The 18539-nt window shown below is 68.8% G+C and carries 19 protein-coding genes; 5 read left to right on the forward strand and 14 right to left on the reverse strand.

Annotated features, from left to right (window positions below; all coding sequences use genetic code 11):
• Positions 1 to 18: 18 nt before the first annotated feature.
• The 3 genes from ACZYYX_RS02195 to lipE all read left to right on the forward strand — a co-directional run bounded on the left by ACZYYX_RS02195 (position 19) and on the right by lipE (position 2205).
• Positions 19 to 423 carry a heme-binding protein gene (locus ACZYYX_RS02195; protein ID WP_463812758.1) on the forward strand — a complete coding sequence of 135 codons (405 nt, stop codon included), beginning with the start codon at positions 19 to 21 and terminating at the stop codon, positions 421 to 423.
• 88 nt (positions 424 to 511) lie between these two features.
• Positions 512 to 955, forward strand: coding sequence for a hypothetical protein (locus ACZYYX_RS02200; protein ID WP_463812759.1), 444 nt, complete (start codon positions 512 to 514; stop codon positions 953 to 955).
• The gene (lipE, locus tag ACZYYX_RS02205) at positions 952 to 2205 is read left to right on the forward strand and encodes a lipase LipE (RefSeq protein ID WP_463814770.1); all 1254 of its coding nucleotides are present in this window, start codon (positions 952 to 954) and stop codon (positions 2203 to 2205) included. Before ACZYYX_RS02200 ends, lipE begins: the two co-directional genes overlap by 4 nt.
• 24 nt (positions 2206 to 2229) lie before the next feature.
• On the opposite strand, the gene ACZYYX_RS02210 is transcribed toward lipE, so the two are convergent.
• The 4 genes from ACZYYX_RS02210 to ACZYYX_RS02225 form a co-directional block, all read right to left on the reverse strand.
• Positions 2230 to 3336: an ABC transporter substrate-binding protein gene (locus ACZYYX_RS02210; protein ID WP_463812760.1), complete on the reverse strand. Its 1107-nt coding sequence runs from the start codon at positions 3334 to 3336 to the stop codon at positions 2230 to 2232.
• Positions 3333 to 5093, reverse strand: a complete 1761-nt coding sequence (locus ACZYYX_RS02215; protein WP_463812761.1) for an ABC transporter permease — start codon at positions 5091 to 5093, stop codon at positions 3333 to 3335. The genes ACZYYX_RS02210 and ACZYYX_RS02215 overlap by 4 nt, the downstream gene beginning before the upstream one ends.
• Entirely contained in the window at positions 5090 to 6196 is a 1107-nt protein-coding gene (locus ACZYYX_RS02220; RefSeq protein ID WP_463812762.1) for an ABC transporter ATP-binding protein, read from the reverse strand. The genes ACZYYX_RS02215 and ACZYYX_RS02220 overlap by 4 nt, the downstream gene beginning before the upstream one ends.
• Positions 6197 to 6326: 130 nt before the next feature.
• Entirely contained in the window at positions 6327 to 7460 is a 1134-nt protein-coding gene (locus ACZYYX_RS02225; protein WP_463812763.1) for a PrpF domain-containing protein, read from the reverse strand.
• A gap of 129 nt (positions 7461 to 7589) precedes the next feature.
• On the opposite strand from ACZYYX_RS02225, the gene ACZYYX_RS02230 reads away from it, so the two are divergent.
• The gene (locus ACZYYX_RS02230) at positions 7590 to 8486 is read left to right on the forward strand and encodes a LysR family transcriptional regulator (RefSeq protein ID WP_463812764.1); all 897 of its coding nucleotides are present in this window, start codon (positions 7590 to 7592) and stop codon (positions 8484 to 8486) included.
• Positions 8487 to 8490: 4 nt separating this feature from the next.
• On the opposite strand, the gene ACZYYX_RS02235 is transcribed toward ACZYYX_RS02230, so the two are convergent.
• The 3 genes from ACZYYX_RS02235 to ACZYYX_RS02245 are packed head-to-tail and all read right to left on the reverse strand — an operon-like array spanning position 8491 to position 11269.
• Positions 8491 to 9591 carry an FAD-dependent oxidoreductase gene (locus tag ACZYYX_RS02235; protein WP_463812765.1) on the reverse strand — a complete coding sequence of 367 codons (1101 nt, stop codon included), beginning with the start codon at positions 9589 to 9591 and terminating at the stop codon, positions 8491 to 8493.
• The gene (locus ACZYYX_RS02240; protein ID WP_463814771.1) at positions 9588 to 10460 is read right to left on the reverse strand and encodes a DUF1295 domain-containing protein; all 873 of its coding nucleotides are present in this window, start codon (positions 10458 to 10460) and stop codon (positions 9588 to 9590) included. The genes ACZYYX_RS02235 and ACZYYX_RS02240 overlap by 4 nt, the downstream gene beginning before the upstream one ends.
• A 17-nt stretch (positions 10461 to 10477) precedes the next feature.
• Complete coding sequence (locus ACZYYX_RS02245) at positions 10478 to 11269, reverse strand: glutaminyl-peptide cyclotransferase (protein WP_463812767.1); 792 nt, start codon at positions 11267 to 11269, stop codon at positions 10478 to 10480.
• A gap of 30 nt (positions 11270 to 11299) precedes the next feature.
• On the opposite strand from ACZYYX_RS02245, the gene ACZYYX_RS02250 reads away from it, so the two are divergent.
• Positions 11300 to 12460: a zinc-binding dehydrogenase gene (locus ACZYYX_RS02250; RefSeq protein WP_463812768.1), complete on the forward strand. Its 1161-nt coding sequence runs from the start codon at positions 11300 to 11302 to the stop codon at positions 12458 to 12460.
• Here the strand turns inward: ACZYYX_RS02250 and ACZYYX_RS02255 are convergent.
• Genes ACZYYX_RS02255 through ACZYYX_RS02285 form a run of 7 tightly spaced genes read right to left on the reverse strand, consistent with a single transcriptional unit; the run spans position 12457 to position 18465 of the window.
• The gene (locus ACZYYX_RS02255; protein WP_463812769.1) at positions 12457 to 12891 is read right to left on the reverse strand and encodes a cupin domain-containing protein; all 435 of its coding nucleotides are present in this window, start codon (positions 12889 to 12891) and stop codon (positions 12457 to 12459) included. The genes ACZYYX_RS02250 and ACZYYX_RS02255 overlap by 4 nt on opposite strands.
• A gap of 16 nt (positions 12892 to 12907) precedes the next feature.
• Complete coding sequence (locus tag ACZYYX_RS02260) at positions 12908 to 14116, reverse strand: FAD binding domain-containing protein (RefSeq protein WP_463812770.1); 1209 nt, start codon at positions 14114 to 14116, stop codon at positions 12908 to 12910.
• Positions 14113 to 15105, reverse strand: coding sequence for an amidohydrolase family protein (locus tag ACZYYX_RS02265; protein ID WP_463812771.1), 993 nt, complete (start codon positions 15103 to 15105; stop codon positions 14113 to 14115). Before ACZYYX_RS02265 ends, ACZYYX_RS02260 begins: the two co-directional genes overlap by 4 nt.
• Positions 15102 to 15848 (reverse strand): ABC transporter ATP-binding protein, encoded by a 747-nt coding sequence (locus ACZYYX_RS02270; RefSeq protein ID WP_463812772.1) that lies wholly within the window; start codon positions 15846 to 15848, stop codon positions 15102 to 15104. Before ACZYYX_RS02270 ends, ACZYYX_RS02265 begins: the two co-directional genes overlap by 4 nt.
• A gap of 15 nt (positions 15849 to 15863) precedes the next feature.
• On the reverse strand, positions 15864 to 16637 hold the full coding sequence (locus ACZYYX_RS02275) for an ABC transporter permease (RefSeq protein ID WP_463812773.1): 774 nt from the start codon (positions 16635 to 16637) through the stop codon (positions 15864 to 15866).
• Positions 16634 to 17419, reverse strand: a complete 786-nt coding sequence (locus tag ACZYYX_RS02280; RefSeq protein WP_463812774.1) for an ABC transporter permease — start codon at positions 17417 to 17419, stop codon at positions 16634 to 16636. Before ACZYYX_RS02280 ends, ACZYYX_RS02275 begins: the two co-directional genes overlap by 4 nt.
• On the reverse strand, positions 17416 to 18465 hold the full coding sequence (locus ACZYYX_RS02285; protein WP_463812775.1) for an ABC transporter substrate-binding protein: 1050 nt from the start codon (positions 18463 to 18465) through the stop codon (positions 17416 to 17418). The genes ACZYYX_RS02280 and ACZYYX_RS02285 overlap by 4 nt, the downstream gene beginning before the upstream one ends.
• Positions 18466 to 18539 lie beyond the last annotated feature (74 nt).

The following is an 18539-nucleotide window of genomic DNA, read 5'->3' on the forward strand; positions in this document are numbered from 1 at the left end:
ACAAGGACCACAATCACCATGAATTCCAGTGCTATCAGCGTGCGCAAGAATATGGCTCGCGTCGGGGCGGCGTGTGTCTTCGGCGGGCTTGCTGTCGCAGGTGTTGCCGCGCCTGTCGCGTCGGCTCAGCCCATCCAGGGCTGCAGCGCCAGCCAGGTCGCGGGCACGGTCGGTTCGGCGACCACCGCGGCACGCCAGTACCTCGACAGCCATCCCGGTGCCAACCAGGCCGTGACGGCCGCGATGCACCAGCCGCGACCCGACGCCGAAGCGAACCTGCGGACCTACTTCACCGCGAACCCGGGTGAGTATTACGACCTGCGGGGCATTCTGGCGCCGATCGGCGACACCCAGCGCACCTGCAACGTGAACGTGCTGCCCGCCGATCTGCAGTCGGCCTACAACACCTTCATGGCCGGCTGACACCGAGCAGAACACCAGGTGCTGCGGCGGCGGGTTCACGCCCGCCGCCGCAGCACTTAGACTGTCTTTCTATGAGGCTGGTTTTCTCATGAGATCGCTGCGTTTCGCGACCGCCGCCGTCGCGCTGACGTGCTCCTGCGTCGTGGCGCCCCTGGCCCACGCTCAGCCCGCGCCTCCTGCGCCCGCCCCTCCGGCCCCCGCCGGCGAGGGCCCGAAGACGACGATCGACGCCGACGGGTCGTACGCGGTCGGCAAGGACATCCTTCCCGGCGTGTACCAGTCCGCCGGCCCGGTCGACAACGGCGCCTGCTACTGGAAGCGCGCAGCCGGAGACAAGCTGGTCGACAACGCCCTGACCAAGAAGCCGGCGTTCGTGCAGATCGATGCGACCGACACGTCGTTCACCACCAGTGACTGCCAGGCCTGGCAGCTCACCAACGGCCCGATGCCGCCCCAGCCCGGCCCCGGCGACCTGCTCGGCGCACTGACCCAGGCCATCGGCAGCGGCATGTTCAACGGAGGGCCTCGCTGAGCTCGGCCGGTTCCGACCGGGGTGACGGCCGCATCGCGGTGCCAGCGGACCTCGATGCGGTGACCTCGGTCGGCGCCGAGGACCACACCGGTCTCGACCCGGCCGCCGTCGAGCGCATCTGGCAGGCGGCCCGGCACTGGTACGCGGCGGGCATGCAGCCGGCCATCCAGGTGTGTATCCGCCGCGACGGCCGCGTCGTCCTGGATCGAGCGATCGGCCACGCGTGGGGTAACGGCCCCGCCGACCCGCCCGAGGCGGAGAAGGTCGTCGTCGGCACCGACACCCCGTTCTGCGTGTACTCCACCGCCAAGGCGATCACCACCACCGTCGCGCACATGCTCATCGAGCGGGGTGTGTTCGCGCTCGACGACCGGGTCTGTGACTACCTGCCCACCTACACCAGCCACGGCAAGGACCGCACCACGATCCGGCACGTGATGACGCACAGTGCCGGTGTGCCGTTCGCGACCGGTCCGCGACCGGACCTCAAACGGATGGACGACAGCGACTACGCGCGCGACATGCTCGGCAAGATGAAGCCGGTCTACCCACCGGGTCTGGTGCACATCTATCACGGTGTGACATGGGGTCCGCTGATGCGCGAGATCATCAACGCCGCGACGGGTCGCAGCATCCGTGACATCCTGCGCGAGGAGATCCTGGCGCCGCTGAACTTCCGCTGGACCAATTACGGTGTTGCGCCGCAGGATGTTCCACTGGTCGCGCCGAGCCATGTGACCGGCAAGCCGCTGCCCGCGCCGATCGCCAAGGCGTTCAAGACCGCCGTCGGGGGTACGCCGCAGCAGATCATCCCGTTCTCCAACACCCCGGCCTTCTTGACCAGCGTGATCCCGTCGTCCAGCACGGTGTCCAACGCCAACGAGCTCTCCCGGTTCGCCGAGATACTTTGTCGCGGAGGTGAACTCGACGGTTTCCGGGTGATGTCGCCGGAGACGCTGCGCGCAGCCACCCGGGAGGCCCGCCGGTTGCGCCCGGACCTGGCGACCGGGTTGAAGCCGATGCGCTGGGGCACCGGATACATGTTGGGCTCCAAGCGCTTCGGCCCATTCGGGCGGGATGCCGCCGGCGCCTTCGGCCACACGGGCCTCACCGACATCGCGATGTGGGCCGACCCCGAGCGTGCCCTCTCGGTCGCGGTGGTGAGCAGTGGGAAGCCGAGTGGGCACCCCGAAGCCAAGCGGTATCCGCAGCTGCTGGACCGCATCAACGCCGAGATGCCCCGCCAGTAGCGGGGCATCTGCGGGTTCGTGCCGTTATTCGTTGTAGCCGAAGATCGCGTTCCAGGCCTTCTGGTCGTCGGGGGCGTGGGTGATGGAGTCGGCCGGGGTGATCCGGTGCACGCGGGGATCGTCGAAGTCGGGCAACGACACTCCGCGCACCTCGGGAGCCGGGACGTCGGTGCGCACCGAGTACTCGCCGATGTCGCGCATGACGTTCTGACCGCGCTTGGACAGGTTCCAGTTCATGAACACCTTGCCCGCCGCGACGTTGTGCGCGGTTGACGCGAGACCGGTGTAGTAGTCGTAGGCCGTGACCCCCTCCGGCGGCACGACGAACGTGACGGGTGCGTTCTCGTTGATCGCGATGTTGACGCTGCTCACCACGACGGTGCCTGCCTCGATCTCACCGCGGGCCAACGCGTCGAGCTCAGCGCCAAGGGAGTCGAAAACCCTTGTCCGGCCGGCGTAGTCCCGCAGATAGTCATCACCGAGCACCTCGCGCTGAAAGCGGGTGAGCGCCAATGCGCTGCCACCCGCCCCAGCCTGGGCGATGCCTAGCTTGTTGTCCCAGCGGGAGTCGAGCAGCGACTTCCACGCAGTCGGCGCAGCGTCCTTGTCGATCATCGCGGTGTTGTAGCCGAAGGTGTAGATCGGATCGAAGGTGCGGTAGTAGGCACCCCCGTCGAACACCACGTCGTCGCGCAGATTGACCGCGGTCGACGGCGTGTACGGCGCGAACACGCCGCGCTTGCTGAGCCCGGAGACGAATCCCGCGTCGGAGATCCGCACCACGTCGGCGTTGAGCTTGCCTGCCCCGTACTCGGCGACCAGGCGCTCGTAGAGGCGGTTGGGCGTCAACCGGATCAGCTTGACGTCCAGGCCCGTGTCGGCCTTGAACTGCTCTAGCACGGTGGCTTCGCTGTCCTGGGTGTAGCCGCTGTAGAGGACCAGCCCGCCTTCTTCCTGGGCGGTCTTCCACAGTGCCGGATCGGCGATGGTCTCTCCGTCGATCACCAGCGCGCCGTCGCGCTGGATGGACTGGGCGGGCTTGGCCAGGGGCGGGGCCTCCGGCGGGGGTGAGCAGGCGGCCAGGCCTGCACCGACCACCAGGGCGGCCAGCAGGGTGCTGATCTTTTTCATGAGATCTCCTTGGAACCGAAGCGGCGGGCCAGCACCGCGAGTACGCCGATGACCGCGCAGTAGAGCAGGCTGAGCTCAGCCGCCGACTGGAACGATCCGTTGTCGTACGCGTCGAAGATCGCGATCGACAGCAGGCGGGTGTCGGAGGTGAACAGGAACAGTGCGGCAGTCAGCTCGCGCATCGAGAGCATCAGCAGGAGAAGGAATGTCGAGGACAGTCCGACGCGCAGCAGCGGGGCGGTGACGAAGGTGATTGCCCGCCTGCGGCGGGCGCCGAGCATGATCGCGCTGTCTTCGAGGTCCTTGTCCAGCTGGATGATCGACGCCGACACCCCGCGGTAGCCCTGCGGCAGGAAGACCGCGACGAAGGCGATGACGAGCACGGCCAGCGTGCCGTAGATCGGCACGGGCAGCGCCAGCCAGGTCCACAGCAGACCCAGGCCCAGCACGATCGCCGGCACCGCGAGCGGCAGCATCGCCACGTACTCGAGCAGTTTTCGGCCGGGCGCATTGGTTCGGTAGCGGGTGTAGGCCAGCGCGAAGCACAGTGCCGTTCCGATGGCAGCAGTCGCCACGCCCACCACCACGCTGTTGATCACCACACTGTGGAAGTCCGGATCGGTCAGCGTCTGCCCCATGCCCCACAGCGAGAGTGCGCCGGGGCGGGCCAGCTGGCCGAGGTCGGCGACATAGGGGCTGGTCTGCATCGCTGCGATCACCAGGGCGCCGACGGGCAGCAGGACCGCCAGGGCGAAGTACGTCCACGCGAACACCGCGGCGGGAATCCGCCAGCCCCGCAATGGGACTCGGCGCGCACGTACACCCTTGCCGCTGACGGTGGTGTACTGCTTGTTACCCATCGCTCGCTGCTGGAAGGCGACCACCACCACGAGCAGCACGGTCAACACGACGGCCACGGCGGCGGCGTCGTTGGACCGGGCTGGTGAGGCGTTCATCAACCGGTAGATCAGCGTGGGCAGCGTGTCGACACCACCGGGGACGCCGATCACCTGGGCCACGGGGAAGTTCTCCACGGTCAGCGCGAAGACCAGGATCGCCGAGCCGAGAACTGCGGGCATCACCAGCGGGAACGTGATCTTGCGCAGCATCTGGCTGACGCGAGCGCCGTGCAGGCTCGCGGCGTCTTCGAGGTCGGGGTTCATCAGCGACAGGGCGGAATGCACCATCAGGAAGGGGTACGGGGCGTAATAGAGACCCAGCACCAGAACCATCCCGGCGAAGCTGTAGATGTTGATCAGGTGAGGCAGCCCGATCGCGTTGAGCGCGAGGTTGAGATAGCCGGTGGCCGGTCCACCCAGCAGGGCCCAGGCCAGCGCGCCGACGAGTGCGGGCAGGAACAGCGGCATGATCGCGATGCCGTACACCGCTTTTCGGCCCGGCACGTCGGTGCGTGCGGCGAGGAACGCCAGCAGGCAGCCGATCACGAGGGCCACGATCGAGGCGCCGATGCCCACGGCCGCGGAGTTCAGCAGCGCGGTGCGTGCCGTTCCGGAGCCCAGGACGGTGAAGTTGTCGAGCGTGAAACTGCCGAAGTCGAACAGGGATTCACGGTCGGAGTCGGTGGTGAACGCACCCGCCAGGATGAAGAACATCGGGCAGAGCACGATCACGGCCAGCACCGCGAGTTGCAGCAGGACCGGAATCCAGCGGCTCATCCGCCGCCGGGGCTGGGGCACCTGCACGTCCGGGCCTCCTGGGGTCGGCGGCGCCGGCCGGGTGAGGGTGGGGGCGCTCATGCCGTCACCGCCGGCGTGGTGTCGGCGCGGTCGTCGATCAGGACCTGGGCTGCGCCGGGGCGCGCGGTGACGATCGCGTCCTCGCCGATGCCCAGGACGGGGCTGCCGTGTCCGGTGGCGATGGCCTCGATCTCGGGGCCGTTGTCGAGGGTGACCCGGTAGCGGATGGAGGCGCCCTGGTAGCTGGCGACCTCGATGCGTCCGGTCCAGTGCTGACCGGCCGGGCGTGGCTCGTTCGGACCGGTGACCAACAGGTCCTCGGGGCGCAGGCACACGATCGACGGGTCGTCGCCGGCATGGTGATCGACATCGACGGTGATCGCCGGGTAGTCGGACAGGCGGAAACCGTCGGCGCCAGAGCTACCGCGGAAGATGTTGCCGATGCCGAGGAAGTCGGCGATGCTCGCGCACGTCGGCTGCTTGTAGATCTGCTCCGGGGTGCCGATCTGGACGATGCGGCCCTTCTGCATGAGCGCGATCCGATCGGCGAGCGCGAACGCCTCGATCTGGTCGTGGGTCACGTAGACGGTGGTCAGTCCCAGCCGCAGCTGCAGTTCGCGCAACTCCATCCGGAGGCGTTCGCGCAGCCGCGCGTCCAGGTTGGACAGCGGTTCGTCGAGCATGAGCACGCTGGGGCGCATGACGAGGGAGCGGGCCAGGGCGACGCGCTGCATCTGGCCGCCGGAGAGCAGGCTCGCACCCCGCGACGCGAACTCACCCAACCCGACCAGATCCAGTGCCTCGCCGACGCGCGTCGCGGTCTCGGCGCGCGAGACCTTCTGCATGCGCAGCGAGAACGCGACGTTCTCGAAGACGGTCTTGTGCGGCCACACCGCGTAGGACTGGAAGACCATGCCGACGTTGCGCTTGTGCGGCGGAACCGATTTCCCGCTGGCACTGTCGTGCACCACCCGGTCACCGATCGTGATGCGCCCGACGTTGGGCGTCTCCAGACCCGCGATGCAGCGCATGGTGCTCGTCTTGCCGCAGCCCGACTGGCCGAGCAGGACCAGGGATTCGCCGTCGTTGATCTGCAGGTCGAGATCGCTGACGACCGTGTTCCCCCCGTAGGCGAGGGTGAGGTGCTCGATCGTGACTTTCATGGTTTCCTTCATCTGCTCGAGGTGACCGCGTTCGCGGTCGCCGGTCGGGGGCTGGGTGGGATGGCTCCGGCCGGCGGGCTCGCTGCCAGTATCGGCAGGAAGAGACCCGCAAGTCCGGAGAACGGGCCGATCACGGTGCCCCCGCGAGCGCGGCGGTGGTGTCGGCGACATACAGCTCGGCGGTGGCGATGCGGCGCGCTGCCCGGTGCAGGCTGACCGAATCGACTGTGCCGTCGTCGTGCCGGGTGTAGGTCGCGTGCACGACCCCGGCGGCCGTGCCGATCCTCAGCCGTCCCGGGGCGCAGGCGCCGATGTGACCGGCGACGGTGCTGCCGTCGACGGCTGCCGCGGCGACGATCGCGACCGCGGACGTCAATCCGATCGACGGATGCGGCGCCATCATCGACACCATGCGGACCGAGACGTCGTAGTCGCGCGCGTCGACGGACTCGCCCGCGGTGGTGCGGTACGGCACTGCGGGGCCGACGATGCCGACCTTCGGGACGGCATGCGACACCGGGTCGGTGCATCGCGCCAGGCCCATCCGCAGGGCGGCCTGGCGGCGCAATTCGATGAGCACCGGGAGCCGCTCGGCGAGCACGTCGTTGCTCTCGGCGCCCGTCATCGCGAAGTCGCGTGCGGCGAACAGCGCAGCGGGCGCACCGGCGGCGACCAGTGTGGCGTCATAGTGCCGGCCGGCAGCTTCCAGCGAGTCGGTGACGGCGCCGCTGGGAAGCAGAGCAGCGGCGGACGGGACGACGGCATCGAAGGTGAGCGCGACGGGCACACCCAGCGCCGTCGTGCCGGGCACGGCGGCGGTGCCCTCGGTGGGAATGCGTGCCTGCGCTGTGTCGATCTCCGCGGTCAGGACAGCGCCCGTGTTCTGGTTGCGCATCCGGATGACAGTGCGTTCAGCGGCGACGGGCACCAACCCGGACTGCAGCGCGTACAGCCCGATCGCGGTGGCGCAGTTACCGCAGTTGCTGCCCCATTCGACCGCGCGCCGTCCGATTGCGACCTGGGCGAACAGGTAGTCGATGTCGATGCCCGGCACTGCGGACCTGCGGACCACAGCGGCTTTCGACGTCGTCGAACTGCCGCCGCCGACACCGTCCAGTTGCGCGGGGTCCCCGGAACCGAACGCGGCGCTGAGGAGACGATCGAGGTCACCGTCCTCGCGAACCAGCGGGTCGACGTCGACGGCGTTGAACAGCCAGCACTTGCTGGTCCCGCCGCGCATCCACGTGCCTCGCAGGGTGAGCATGTGACGACCTTTCGTCTGTGCGTGATACCGGTCACGTTTGGCCGGTGATTCGAGGATGCAACACATCCAGCCTCTAGAACAATCTCGGAAAACTCGATATGGCTTAAGTTCAGCTATAGTCTGGTGGGCATGAGCGATCTGGACCCGCGGCGGCTGCTGCTCCTCGTCGACGTGGTGAGGGCCGGGTCGCTGACCGCTGCCGCCACCCGGTTGAGCTACACCACCTCGGCCATCTCTCAGCAGATCGCCAAGCTGGAAGCCGAAGCGGGACAACCACTTCTGGAACGACATGCCCGCGGCGTACGCCTCACCGAGGCGGGAGGCGCCCTGATCCGGCGCGCCGAGCGGATCGAACTGCAGCTGCGCGCCGCGCGCAGCGAGCTCGACGACATCGCCGGCCTTCGGTCCGGGACCGTGCGCCTCGGCACCTTCCCCACCGCCGGCGCCGGGCTGCTGCCCCGGGTGGTCAAGGACTTCAAGTCCCGCCACCCCGCCGTCTCACTGACCGTGCGCAGTTCCCGCTTCGCCGCGCTGCGCGCGATGCTCGACGCTCGCGAGATCGAGCTCTCGCTGCTCTGGGACTATCACTGGGCCCCCGTCGCCGACACCGATCTGGTGGTCCGCGAGCTGCTCGTGGACCCCCCGATGCTGTTGGTGTCGGCCAACCATCGCTACGCGGACCGTTCCTCGATCGACATGACCGAACTCGCCGACGAGCAATGGATCACCCGTGAAGACACCCACCCGGTCGGCGAGGCCCTCGAACGAGCCTGCAGCGCAGCTGGATTCACCCCGTCAGTGGCCTTCGCCGCCAACGACTACCAGGAGGCGCAGGCGATGGTGGCCATCGACCTCGGGGTGTCGATGGCACCGCGGCTCGCGCTGTCCAATCTGCGTGACGACGTCCGCGTGGTCGCACTGCAGGGGGCACCCGCCCGCCGAATCCTGCTGGCCCATTTGGCCGAACACCGGCTCACCCCAGCCGAATCCCAGCTGTCCGTCACGTTCTTCGACGTGGCCGGGTGAGCGCTCAGCGCGCCCGGATACCCCGGTAGATGCCCCGGGCCACGATCCAGGGCATCAGCACCCGGTCGAACGACCAGGCCGGGAACCGGAACGCACGGCCGTTGGGTGCGAACACCTCCAGCCCGTCGGGCTGGATGCCCAGCACCGATCCCCACCGCCGCGTGGGCGCGCGGTAAGACTTGAGCTCACCGCCGTCGAAGAACGCACGCACGTTGCGGGCCAGCAGGCCGTCGGCACGGTTGCGCGCCGAGCTGCGCAGCGGATCGGTGGCGGCGACGTCGCCGATCGCGAACACCTCCGGGTGCCCCGGCACCTGCAGTGTCGGGGTGACGCGCACGAAGCCCTGCTCGTCGAGCACGTCGCCGGGCAGCCAGCCGGTGTTGGGCACGACTCGCCCGATCGCCCAGAGCACCACGTCGGCCGCCGCCGGAGCTTGACCGGTGCGCCACTGCACCGGGCCAGACGTCAGATCGGTCGGCAGCTCTGTCACGTCGGCCCGGTGACCGGGATGGCACCTCACTCCGGCATCGGTGAGCCTGCGCTGCACTGTCTTCCACGTTCTCGGATGGTGTCCGGCGAGCGCGCGCTCTCCGGGGAAGTACAGGTCCACTCGTTTCCCCGGCCACGTGGTCGCGATCTGCGCAGCGCTGCTGACCGCGGCCGCTCCCCCGCCGACCACGATCACCGACCGCGCCGCGGCGAGCTTCTCGTGCGGCGCGCGCAGATCCGCGTCGACCTCGTCGGCCCCCTGCAGCACGGGTGTGCGCCAGAACCCGTTGCGCACCCCGGTCGCGATGACGAGCGCGTCGTAGGGCACCTGCTGCGTTGCGCCGTCAGCGAGTTCGACAGCAACACTGCGTGATTCGAGGTCCACGCCGGTGAGTGTGCCGTGCACCGTGGTGACCCGGTCCAGCCCCCGGAACCGGCCGTAGGGGATCCAGTTGTGCCGCGCCCACTCGTCAGGCCGAGCGAGCCGCCAGCCCAACTCCTGACCGCTGACCAGGCCCGGCTTGCTGCAGATACCGGTGACCTGCGCGTGGCGCGCCAACTTGATCGCAGTCAGCACCCCGGTGTCGCCGAGGCCGGCGATCACCACCCGCTTCACGCGCGCACCTTCGCCGGCGGCCGGGGCACGAACCGGGGCACGCGGTCGATCACCGCCTGATAGTCGGGCCTGCGGGCCAAGCTGCGCTCCTCCATCATCGGGATGCTCGCGCCCAGGAACATCGCCAGCATCGCCGCGGCACCCGCGAACAGCCACCACGCCGTCGGCCAGGCCGCCACACCGAAAAGCGCTACCGCGAACCAGAACCCGAACTCCCCGAAGTAGTTCGGATGGCGCGACCAGGCCCACAGGCCGCGGTCCATCACCTGACCGGGCTCACGGTCGCGGACGAAGCGGTGCATCTGCGCGTCCGCGGTGAATTCGAGTGCCACCGCGGCCATTCCGAGCACGAACGCGACCACGCTGAGCCATGCCAGGCCGCGCTCCGGCGTCGTCACGGCCACGTAGGCGGGCACCATCGCGAGGAACACCTGCAACGTCGGGATCAGGTGGATGGCGACCAGGTCGACCACGAACTCCCAGCGGCCCGCCCTCTCGCGGAACATCGGGTAGCGCCAATCCTCGTGGTGCAGCCCGGGAAACGCGTAGAGCCAGTTGCCGGTCAGCCGCACCGCCCACACGACGACCAGAACGGCGAGCAGCCAGGACCGCAGCGGATCGCCGTGCCCCTGGCTCCACCAGTAGAAGAGCAGCAGCGGCGGGATCACGCTCCAATAGGCGTCGTAGAAGCTCGAATTGCGATAGGCGCGGCTGAACGCGAACACCACCAGGGTGGCCAGCACATCGGCGATCAGGGTGTCCAGCCACAGCCGCCCGGTGCCTGGTCCCCACAGCAACCACGCGGCGGCCACGGCAACGGCCAGCACGTAGGCCAGGGTGACGATCGACAGCGAGCGCGCCTTGCTCATCTGGGTGCTCACCGTGCTCACCCGAGCCTGACCCGGAACGTCGTCGGCCAGTACTTGCCAGTCAGCAGGAACTCGTCACCGGCGACGTGCGCGATCCCGTTGAGCACCTGCGCCGTCGGCGGAATCCCGCGCGCGCGGAGCCCGCTGGCGTCGACCGCCAGATCCACCGCACCGGTGGCCGGATCGATCCGCACGATCGTGTCGGTGGGCCACACGTTGGCCCACACCCGGTCGCCGACGCACTCGAGTTCGTTCAGGCCGGTGACCGGCAATCCGGACTTGGTGACGTCGACGCCGCCGGTCTCGGTCAGATCGTCCGGGTTCTGGAAACGCAGCCGCGACGTGCCATCGCTGCGGATCAGCCGGTCGCCGTCCCGGCACAGCCCCCAGCCCTGCGGCGTGATCGGGACTTCACGGATCGGGGTCAGCGTGGCCCGATCCCATTCGACGGCGACCCCGTCGGTGTAGGTGAGCTGCCAGACCCGGTCCCCGACCACGGTGACACCCTCACCGAAGTAGCGGCCGGGCATGTCGACGGCCTTGCGGACGGCGCCGGTGTCAGGGTCGAGCTCGCGCAGCTGGGAGGTGCCCACCTCGCCGGTGCCCTCGTACAGCACGCCGTCGTCGATCTCGAATCCCTCGGTGAACGCCATCGGATCGTGCGGCATCTCTCCCAGCACGACGGGCTCGACGACCGGCACCGCGGCGACCCCCGGAGGCGACTCGGGTTCGGCGTGCGCGCCCGGCACGACGGTGACGACGGCCAGTACCGCCAGTGCGATCCCCGCCCACTTCTGCCGTCTGGTCATAGGCCTGTTCTACCGTGCGACGATGGGCCGATGAAAGCGGTCCGCTGTGTGCACGGCTCTCTCGACGTCATCGACCTTCCCGATCCCGCCCCCGCCGAGGGCCAGCTGGTGCTCGAGGTGCTGCGCTGCGGCATCTGCGGATCGGACCTGCACGCCAAGGATCACGCCGACGAACTCCGCGAGGTGATGGCCGAAGGCGGTTACACCGACTTCATGCGCGGCGACACCCCTGTGGTGATGGGCCACGAGTTCTGCGGCGTGGTCGCCGAACGCGGACGCAAGGTGGGCAAGGAGTTCACTCCCGGCACCACGGTGGTGTCGTTCCCGCTGCTGCGTGCGCGCGGCGGCGTGCATCTGACGGGTCTTTCACCGTTGGCGCCGGGCGCCTACGCCGAGCAGGTGCTGGCCGAGGCCGCGATGACGTTCGTCGTGCCCAATGGCCTGGACCCCGCGACGGCTGCGCTCACCGAGCCGATGGCGGTGGCCTACCACGCGGTGCGGCGCAGCGAGATCGCCACCAAGGACGTCGCGATCGTGTTGGGCTGCGGCCCCGTGGGGCTCGCGGTGATCTGTCACCTGAAGACGCTGGGGGTCCGCACGATCGTCGCCAGTGACTTCTCCCCCGGCCGGCGGGCGCTGGCCGCGCGGTGCGGTGCCGACGTCGTCGTCGACCCGGCTGTCGACTCGCCGTACGAGGCCGTGCCGGGCAAGCAGCGCGGGATGACCGAACTCCCGGCGCTCTACGAGCTCGGCATGGGGTCGATGGAGAAGTTGCGCAAGATCCCGGGCTGGTCGCACGTCTATCGGCTGGCCGACCGCCTCGGCGGCACCGCGCCGAAGCGGCCGGTGATCTTCGAATGCGTCGGGGTGCCCGGGATGATCGACGGGGTCATCGGCGCCGCCCCGCTGGCCTCGCGGATCGTCGTGGTCGGCGTCTGTATGGGCGACGACAAGATCCGGCCCGCCATGGCGATCGGCAAGGAGGTCGACATCCGGTTCGCGTTCGGCTACACGCCGCTGGAGTTCCGCGACACCCTGCACATGCTGGCCGACGGCAAGCTCGACGCCTCGGCACTCGTGACCGGAACCGTGGGCCTCGACGGCGTCGCCGCGGCCTTCGACGCCCTCGGTGACCCCGAGACGCACGCCAAGATCCTCATCGACCCCGCGAGCGCCGCGGTCAGCCCCTAGAGCGGAAGCGCCGCGTTCGCGGAGTCGAGGTGCTCGACCGTGGTGAACACCAGCTCCGTGTCGCCGACGTTCTCGATGTCGTGCAGCAGGAATTCACCTGCCGCGAAACCGAAGTGGCGGGTCTCGCCGGCGTCGTAGGAGACCTCGCGGGTGGTGCCGTCGGCGGTGTGCTGTTTGCTGCGTCCGGCGGTGACCGCGGTCCAGAAGTAGTCGAGGACGTGACGGTGGGCGTGCCACCGCTGCCCCGGCGCCAGCCGGATCTCCCAGACCCGGACCCTGTCGTTCTCGCTGAGCAGCCGGGAACCGACACGACCGTCGTGCGCGTGCTCGGCGAATTCGGCGCGCAGCTCGTCGGTCCAGCCGTCGAAGTCGGTGCCCACCAGGGTCCCCGCCAGCGGGGCGTCTGTCAGGAATTCACGGGTACTTGTCATGGTCTCTCCTCGTGGGTTATCGGCCCGGGCCGTAGAGGCCGAACCGGTTGTCGGGATCGCCGGGGACCCAGGTGCAGTCCACTTGCGAGCGGGTGCCCATCTCTTTGACACGGCGCAGCAATCGCTGCCCCAGCTCGAGCTGGCCGGGCTCCCATTTGGCCAGCGCTTCGGCGACGTCGGAGCTGTCGGACAGCGCGTCGTAGAGCGCCCACGCGTTCGCCGCGGCCTTGGCGGTGCCGGCAGCCGCGTGCGGGCGGGCGGCACTGGCTGCGTCCCCGACGAGGGCCACCCGCCCGAGCGCCATCTGGGAGGCGCCGACGTCATAGACCGCCTGCAGGTAGGGCTGTTCGGTGCGCAGCACCACCTCTGCGGCCGCCGGTGCCAAGAGTTCGGTTGCAGCCGAACGCATCTCGTCCACGAATCGGTCCTGCACCTGGCCGGGATGCAGCGACACCCCGGCGACGAAGCCGCGCTTGTCGGTCATCAGTTCGTCGAGCTGGTGCCCCTCGGGGACATTGCGGTACCAGACGTAGTTCAGGAGCCGCTCGCCGATCTTCAGCCCGCCGCCGGGGGCGGGGATCGGGTAGACGTTGATATGAGTGTGCGGCGCCACGCTGTAGGTGATCGAATCGTGCAGCAGCTCGAAGGTCTCGGGCGTCACGTCCCGTTCGGGCACGGTGCCGCGCCAACCGACGTAGCCGGAGTACTCCATGTGTGATTCGGGGGCGATGCGCCGCCGGCTCGGGGACCCGATGCCGTCGGCGAAGACGACGAGCTCGGCGGTCTCGGACCGGCCCGACGCGAACCGCACCGTCACCGAGTCGGCGTCCTGGTCGAAGCCGGCGGCGTACTCGCCCAGGTGGTAGTGCTCGGTGCCACTCAGACGATCGAAGTCGGCCAGCAGCGCCCGGTAGAACGTGCCCCACGACGTGTAACTCCACGGCGCGTGTTCACGGTGCACGACGGCGTTGCCCGCACCCAGGTACTGAACGAAATGCGTTTGCGTGCTGACCGTCTCGGGGTGCTGAGTGCTGCACTCGGCGAACCAGCGCAGCGTGTCGGGCTGCAGGACGATGCCGCCGCCGCGGCCGTCGAGGTCGGTCGGCGTGCGTTCGTAGACGTCGACGTCGAAGCCGAGGCGGCGCAGCAACAGCGCTGCCGTCAGCCCGCCGATCGAACCGCCGATCACCAGCGCGCGGTGACCGCGCCAAGCAGTGTCGCTCATCGTTCATCTCCTGTGTCGAGTCCGAGGAATGCTCGGGCGTTGGCCTCCAGTGCGGCGTCGTCGATGTCCGCCGCGTGCGGAAGGTGCAGAGGGTCGGGCGTGCCCATGTCGAACGGGTAGTCGCTGCCGCACATCAGATGGGCCGGATCGGACTGTGCTTTCAGCAGCTCCAGTGCCGGCACATCGTGGGTGAGTGTGTCGAACCACAACTGGGAGAACGTCTCCCGCGGCGGCCGGGTGCCTGTGCCGCGCACGTCGGCGCGCTGCTGCCAACCGTGTGCCCAACGACCCACCAGAGCAGGTGCGCAGCCGCCCCCGTGCACCAGGCAGATCCGCAGCGACGGGTACTCGTCGAGGACGCCGCCGAGGGTGAGTGCGGCCGCGGCCGTGGTGGATTCGACGGGGTTGCCGATCAGGTTGACAAGGTAGTGCGACGCCCACTCCGGCCGGGGCAGCTGCATCGGGTGCACGAGTACGGCGAGTCCGAGTTCTGCTGCCGTGCCCACGATCTCACGCATCGGCGCGACATCGAAGGAGGTGGCGCCCAACAGTGGCGGTACCGCGACACCACGGATCGCCTCGACCCCCGCCAGCGCCTCCATCTGCCTGCGGGCGGCCACCGGGTCATGCAGCGAGATCAACCCCAGTCCGATCAGTCGACCATCGCTGTTCCGGCAGACCTTCGCGAGATCGTCGTTGTAGGTCCCGACGAACTCGTCGACCCCATCGGCGCCGTCGGCGACCGGGAACGCGAACGGCGGGGCAGACAGCACACGGGCACCCAGACCGGCGGCGTCGGTGTCGGCGAGCACCCGGCTCACATCGCTCATCGCGTCGGTCTCGATGGACAGCGGCAGTTCACCGAGATGCAGTTCGCCGTGGTGATCCCGCAGCGGTGGCAACGGAGAACCGGGGGCGAGGCCGAAGAGGTGCCGCGGCAGCCAGTGCGCGTGCACGTCGATCGGCCCGCGGCGCAGTGTCGTGCTCATACGGCGGCCCCCATCGCTTCCAGCGCCTCGAAGCGGGCGAGGACCTCGGCCTGCAGGATCGCCACCGCGGGATCGGACGCCTTGCGCGGGCGCGGCAGGTCGACGTCGATGATCTCGTGGATTCGCCCGCCGGGGGCGAGCACGACGATGCGGTCCGAGAGCTGCACCGCTTCGGTCACGTCGTGGGTGACGAACATGACGGTGCGCCGCGACTCGAGCCAGATGCGTTCCAGGTGTTCGCGCAGTGTGCGCGACGTCATCGCGTCGAGGTGGCTGAACGGTTCGTCCATCAGCAGGATGTCGGGTTCGACGGCGAACGCGCGGGCGATGCCGATGCGCTGCTGCTGCCCGCCGGAGAGCTGTGCGGGGAACCTGTCCGCGCAGTGGCTCAGCCCGACCAGGTCGAGGTAGTGCCGCGCGCGGTCCTGCCAGCCGTCGCGCTCGTGCTGTACGAAGCCGAGGTTGGCCATCACGGTGCGCCACGGCAGCAACCGGGGGTCCTGGAAGACGTAACCGACGCGGGCGTCGCGCTCCCCTGCCCGCAGCGACACCGTGCCGGACGTGTGCGGTTCGATGCCAGAGACGATGTTGAGCAGTGTGGTCTTTCCACTGCCCGACGGGCCGACCACCGACACGAACGTCTCTCCCGAGATCGTCAGGTCGATCGCGTCGATCACCCGGGTGACTGCACCCCGGCGATCGGTGTACTCCTTGATCAGCTGCTGGATGTCGATGGAAGCCATGCGTTTTCTCGCTTTCTAGACGGTGCGCCAGCGGGTGGTGCGGCGCTCGATGGGACCGAGGATCAGCAGGTCGGCGACGACCAGCAGGGCGATGAAGACGAGCACCCAGGCCAGGAACCCGTCGAGCTGGTTGGCGTCGTACCAGTAGCGGGCGCGCCAGCCGACGCCCGAGGTGGAGCCGAACCATTCGGCGAGGAGCAGACCGTTCCAGGCGCTCATGATCGCGAAGCGCACGGCGGCGACCGCGGAGCCGGCGACGGCCGGCGCGACGATCTGGCGGAGCACCGTTGGCTGGGAGACACCGAACGCGCGCGCCATCAAGAGCAGGTCCGCAGGGACCGCGCGGGTGGCCTTGGCGATGTTCACGATCACGAACGGCAGACCGGACAGGAACACGGTGACCACCGGGGTGAGCCAGCCGAAGCCGAACCACATCGTGGTCAACAGGGCCCAGATCACCGCGGGGATCGCCAGACCGGCCGCGGTCAGGTCGGCGAAGGCCAGATCGGCCAGTCGGGACAGTCCCATCAGCACGCCCAGTGCGGTACCGACGACGAGGGCCGCCAGCAGTCCGAGCGCGAATCGGTTCATGCTGATGGCCAGGTTGCCCCAGAGTTGGCCGGCGGCTGCCTCGGAACTCAACCGGGTCAGTGCATCCGGCAGCGACGGCACCCGGTTGCCGAGCACCACAGCCAAGCTCCAGACGGCCAGGATGCTCGCCACAGCCGCCAGAACTGCTGTGGCCGAACGGGTCCCGCCTGTGATCCGATGACGAGTGAGGGTGGTCATGCGATGTCCTTTCGCCAGGCGAAGAAGCGGTCTTCCAGCGCAGCCAGTCCGCGTTCGATCAGGACCATCGCGATGATGAACAGGGCGGTCCACGCAAGCATGTCGTCGACGCGAAACTCTTGGTAGGCCTTGCGGATCATGAAGCCGACGCCGCTGCTGGCGCCGAACACCTCGGTCAGCGCTTCCACCTTCCACGCCATCGCGAAGCCGTATCGGACACCGGCGAAGACGAAGGTCGTGACCGCGGGCAGGTAGAGGTGGCGCACTACGTCGAAGCGATTGCGCCCGAAGGCATGACACATCGACAGCAGCTTGCCGTCCACCGACCGCACGCCCTCGGCCACGTTGATCGCGATGAACGGCAGGGCCACCAGGGCGGAGACGACGATCGGTCCACCCGCGCCGACCCCGAAGATCAGCAGCCCGAACACGGCGTAGGTCAGCCCGGGCATGTTGCCGAGCACGAACAGCGGCAGAGAGAAGTAGGACGTCATGAACGGGCTGCGGCCCATCAGGAATCCGATCACCAGACCGCCTGCCATCGCGATCGCGAAACCGGCGGCGATCTTGGCGATGCTGACCGCGAAGTTGGTCAGTGCCTCGCCCGAGACCACGATCGCGACGACCTGCTCGGCGACTCCTGCCGGCCGGGGCACGATCGGGTCGTCGATCAAGGCTGCGACGGCCGCCCAGATCGCGATGGCGGCGACCAGCGCTGCGCCCGAGGCGAGCCACCGGAGGTTCAGCGTGCGCCGGGGCGCCTGCGTGAGGGTGGCGGTCACGGCTGGACTCCTTCGGTGGGCAGGAACTTCGGATCGGTGACGTCGTCGCCGATGACTCCGGTGGTGCGCATCAGGTCGAACACCGAGCTCTCGTCCTCCGCCCACGTGGGGTCGAAACGGACCTCGTCGACTACCCAGTCATGTTCGGCGACATAGTCTTTCATCCACGCGATGTCCTCGGGTGTGGCGACTGCGAAGTGCTGGGGGTAGCGTTCGATCATCTCGTCGCGGTGTGCCTGCCATTCGGCGAGGCCGCGGTCCCACAGGTCGAGGAAGGCCGACACCTCGGCCGGATGGCCTTCCACCCAGTCCTTGCGAGCGACGAAGACATTGCCCATCGGACCGTCGTGACCCGGCGCGACGAGTTCGGCGAACAGGTCGGCCGAGGACTTTCCGTCGTAGAGCGGGCGCACCGACCCGTCGCGCAGTTCGCGGGCAGACAGATCGGGATAGCAGATGCAGGCGTCGATCTCGCCGCGCGCCAACAAGTTCGACAGGTTCTGGATGTCTGCGACGACGACGTCGTAGTCACCGCCGGTGAGGTCGACGCCGTGCAGCTGTTTGACCAGCGCACTCCAGACGAGGGTGCCCGAGACGGTCGTGAACACGCCCAGCCGCTTGCCTTTCAGGTCGGCCAGCGTCTGGGCGGGATCGCCTGCGCGGACCAGGATTCGGCTGCGTTCGGCGTTGTAGCGGCCGATGATGAGGGTCTCGCGGCGCGTCTGCTCCTCCAGTCCGGGCACCTCGAACGACGCGGTGGAGATGATGTCGGCGTGGCCGCCGGCGAACAGACCGAACTCGTCCCAGGTCGCGCTCGTCTCGATGCGGTAGCCGGTGTCGTGCTCCCACTGCGCGACGACTCCGGTCTCGTGCATGTAGTCCCAGATCGGGTCGGGCGCGAACGTGAACCGGATGACGCCGTCGCGCGCTGTGCGCGAGGACGCCGGGCCGCCGAGTCCGGCGGCGCACCCGGTGCTCACGAGCACCGCCGATATCGACGCGAGCGCGATCGCCACGCGGACCCAGATCCGAATCGAACGTCTCACCGAAAAACCTCCTTGACGTGTGACCACCGTCACGACCACCACTGTGCGGCCCCGACCGAGATGCGGGCAATGTC

Source organism: Mycobacterium sp. IDUB_1 (assembly GCF_055419625.1).

Bases quoted from the DNA above. Each gene is read 5' to 3' on its own strand.
- ACZYYX_RS02195 (WP_463812758.1), top strand. From the start codon at position 19: ATGAATTCCAGTGCTATCAGCGTGCGCAAGAATATGGCTCGCGTCGGG.
- ACZYYX_RS02200 (WP_463812759.1), top strand. From the start codon at position 512: ATGAGATCGCTGCGTTTCGCGACCGCCGCCGTCGCGCTGACGTGCTCC.
- ACZYYX_RS02210 (WP_463812760.1), bottom strand. From the start codon at position 3,336: ATGAAAAAGATCAGCACCCTGCTGGCCGCCCTGGTGGTCGGTGCAGGC.
- ACZYYX_RS02215 (WP_463812761.1), bottom strand. From the start codon at position 5,093: ATGAGCGCCCCCACCCTCACCCGGCCGGCGCCGCCGACCCCAGGAGGC.
- ACZYYX_RS02220 (WP_463812762.1), bottom strand. From the start codon at position 6,196: ATGAAAGTCACGATCGAGCACCTCACCCTCGCCTACGGGGGGAACACG.
- ACZYYX_RS02225 (WP_463812763.1), bottom strand. From the start codon at position 7,460: ATGCTCACCCTGCGAGGCACGTGGATGCGCGGCGGGACCAGCAAGTGC.
- ACZYYX_RS02230 (WP_463812764.1), top strand. From the start codon at position 7,590: ATGAGCGATCTGGACCCGCGGCGGCTGCTGCTCCTCGTCGACGTGGTG.
- ACZYYX_RS02240 (WP_463814771.1), bottom strand. From the start codon at position 10,460: ATGAGCAAGGCGCGCTCGCTGTCGATCGTCACCCTGGCCTACGTGCTG.
- ACZYYX_RS02245 (WP_463812767.1), bottom strand. From the start codon at position 11,269: ATGACCAGACGGCAGAAGTGGGCGGGGATCGCACTGGCGGTACTGGCC.
- ACZYYX_RS02250 (WP_463812768.1), top strand. From the start codon at position 11,300: ATGAAAGCGGTCCGCTGTGTGCACGGCTCTCTCGACGTCATCGACCTT.
- ACZYYX_RS02255 (WP_463812769.1), bottom strand. From the start codon at position 12,891: ATGACAAGTACCCGTGAATTCCTGACAGACGCCCCGCTGGCGGGGACC.
- ACZYYX_RS02260 (WP_463812770.1), bottom strand. From the start codon at position 14,116: ATGAGCGACACTGCTTGGCGCGGTCACCGCGCGCTGGTGATCGGCGGT.
- ACZYYX_RS02265 (WP_463812771.1), bottom strand. From the start codon at position 15,105: ATGAGCACGACACTGCGCCGCGGGCCGATCGACGTGCACGCGCACTGG.
- ACZYYX_RS02270 (WP_463812772.1), bottom strand. From the start codon at position 15,848: ATGGCTTCCATCGACATCCAGCAGCTGATCAAGGAGTACACCGATCGC.
- ACZYYX_RS02275 (WP_463812773.1), bottom strand. From the start codon at position 16,637: ATGACCACCCTCACTCGTCATCGGATCACAGGCGGGACCCGTTCGGCC.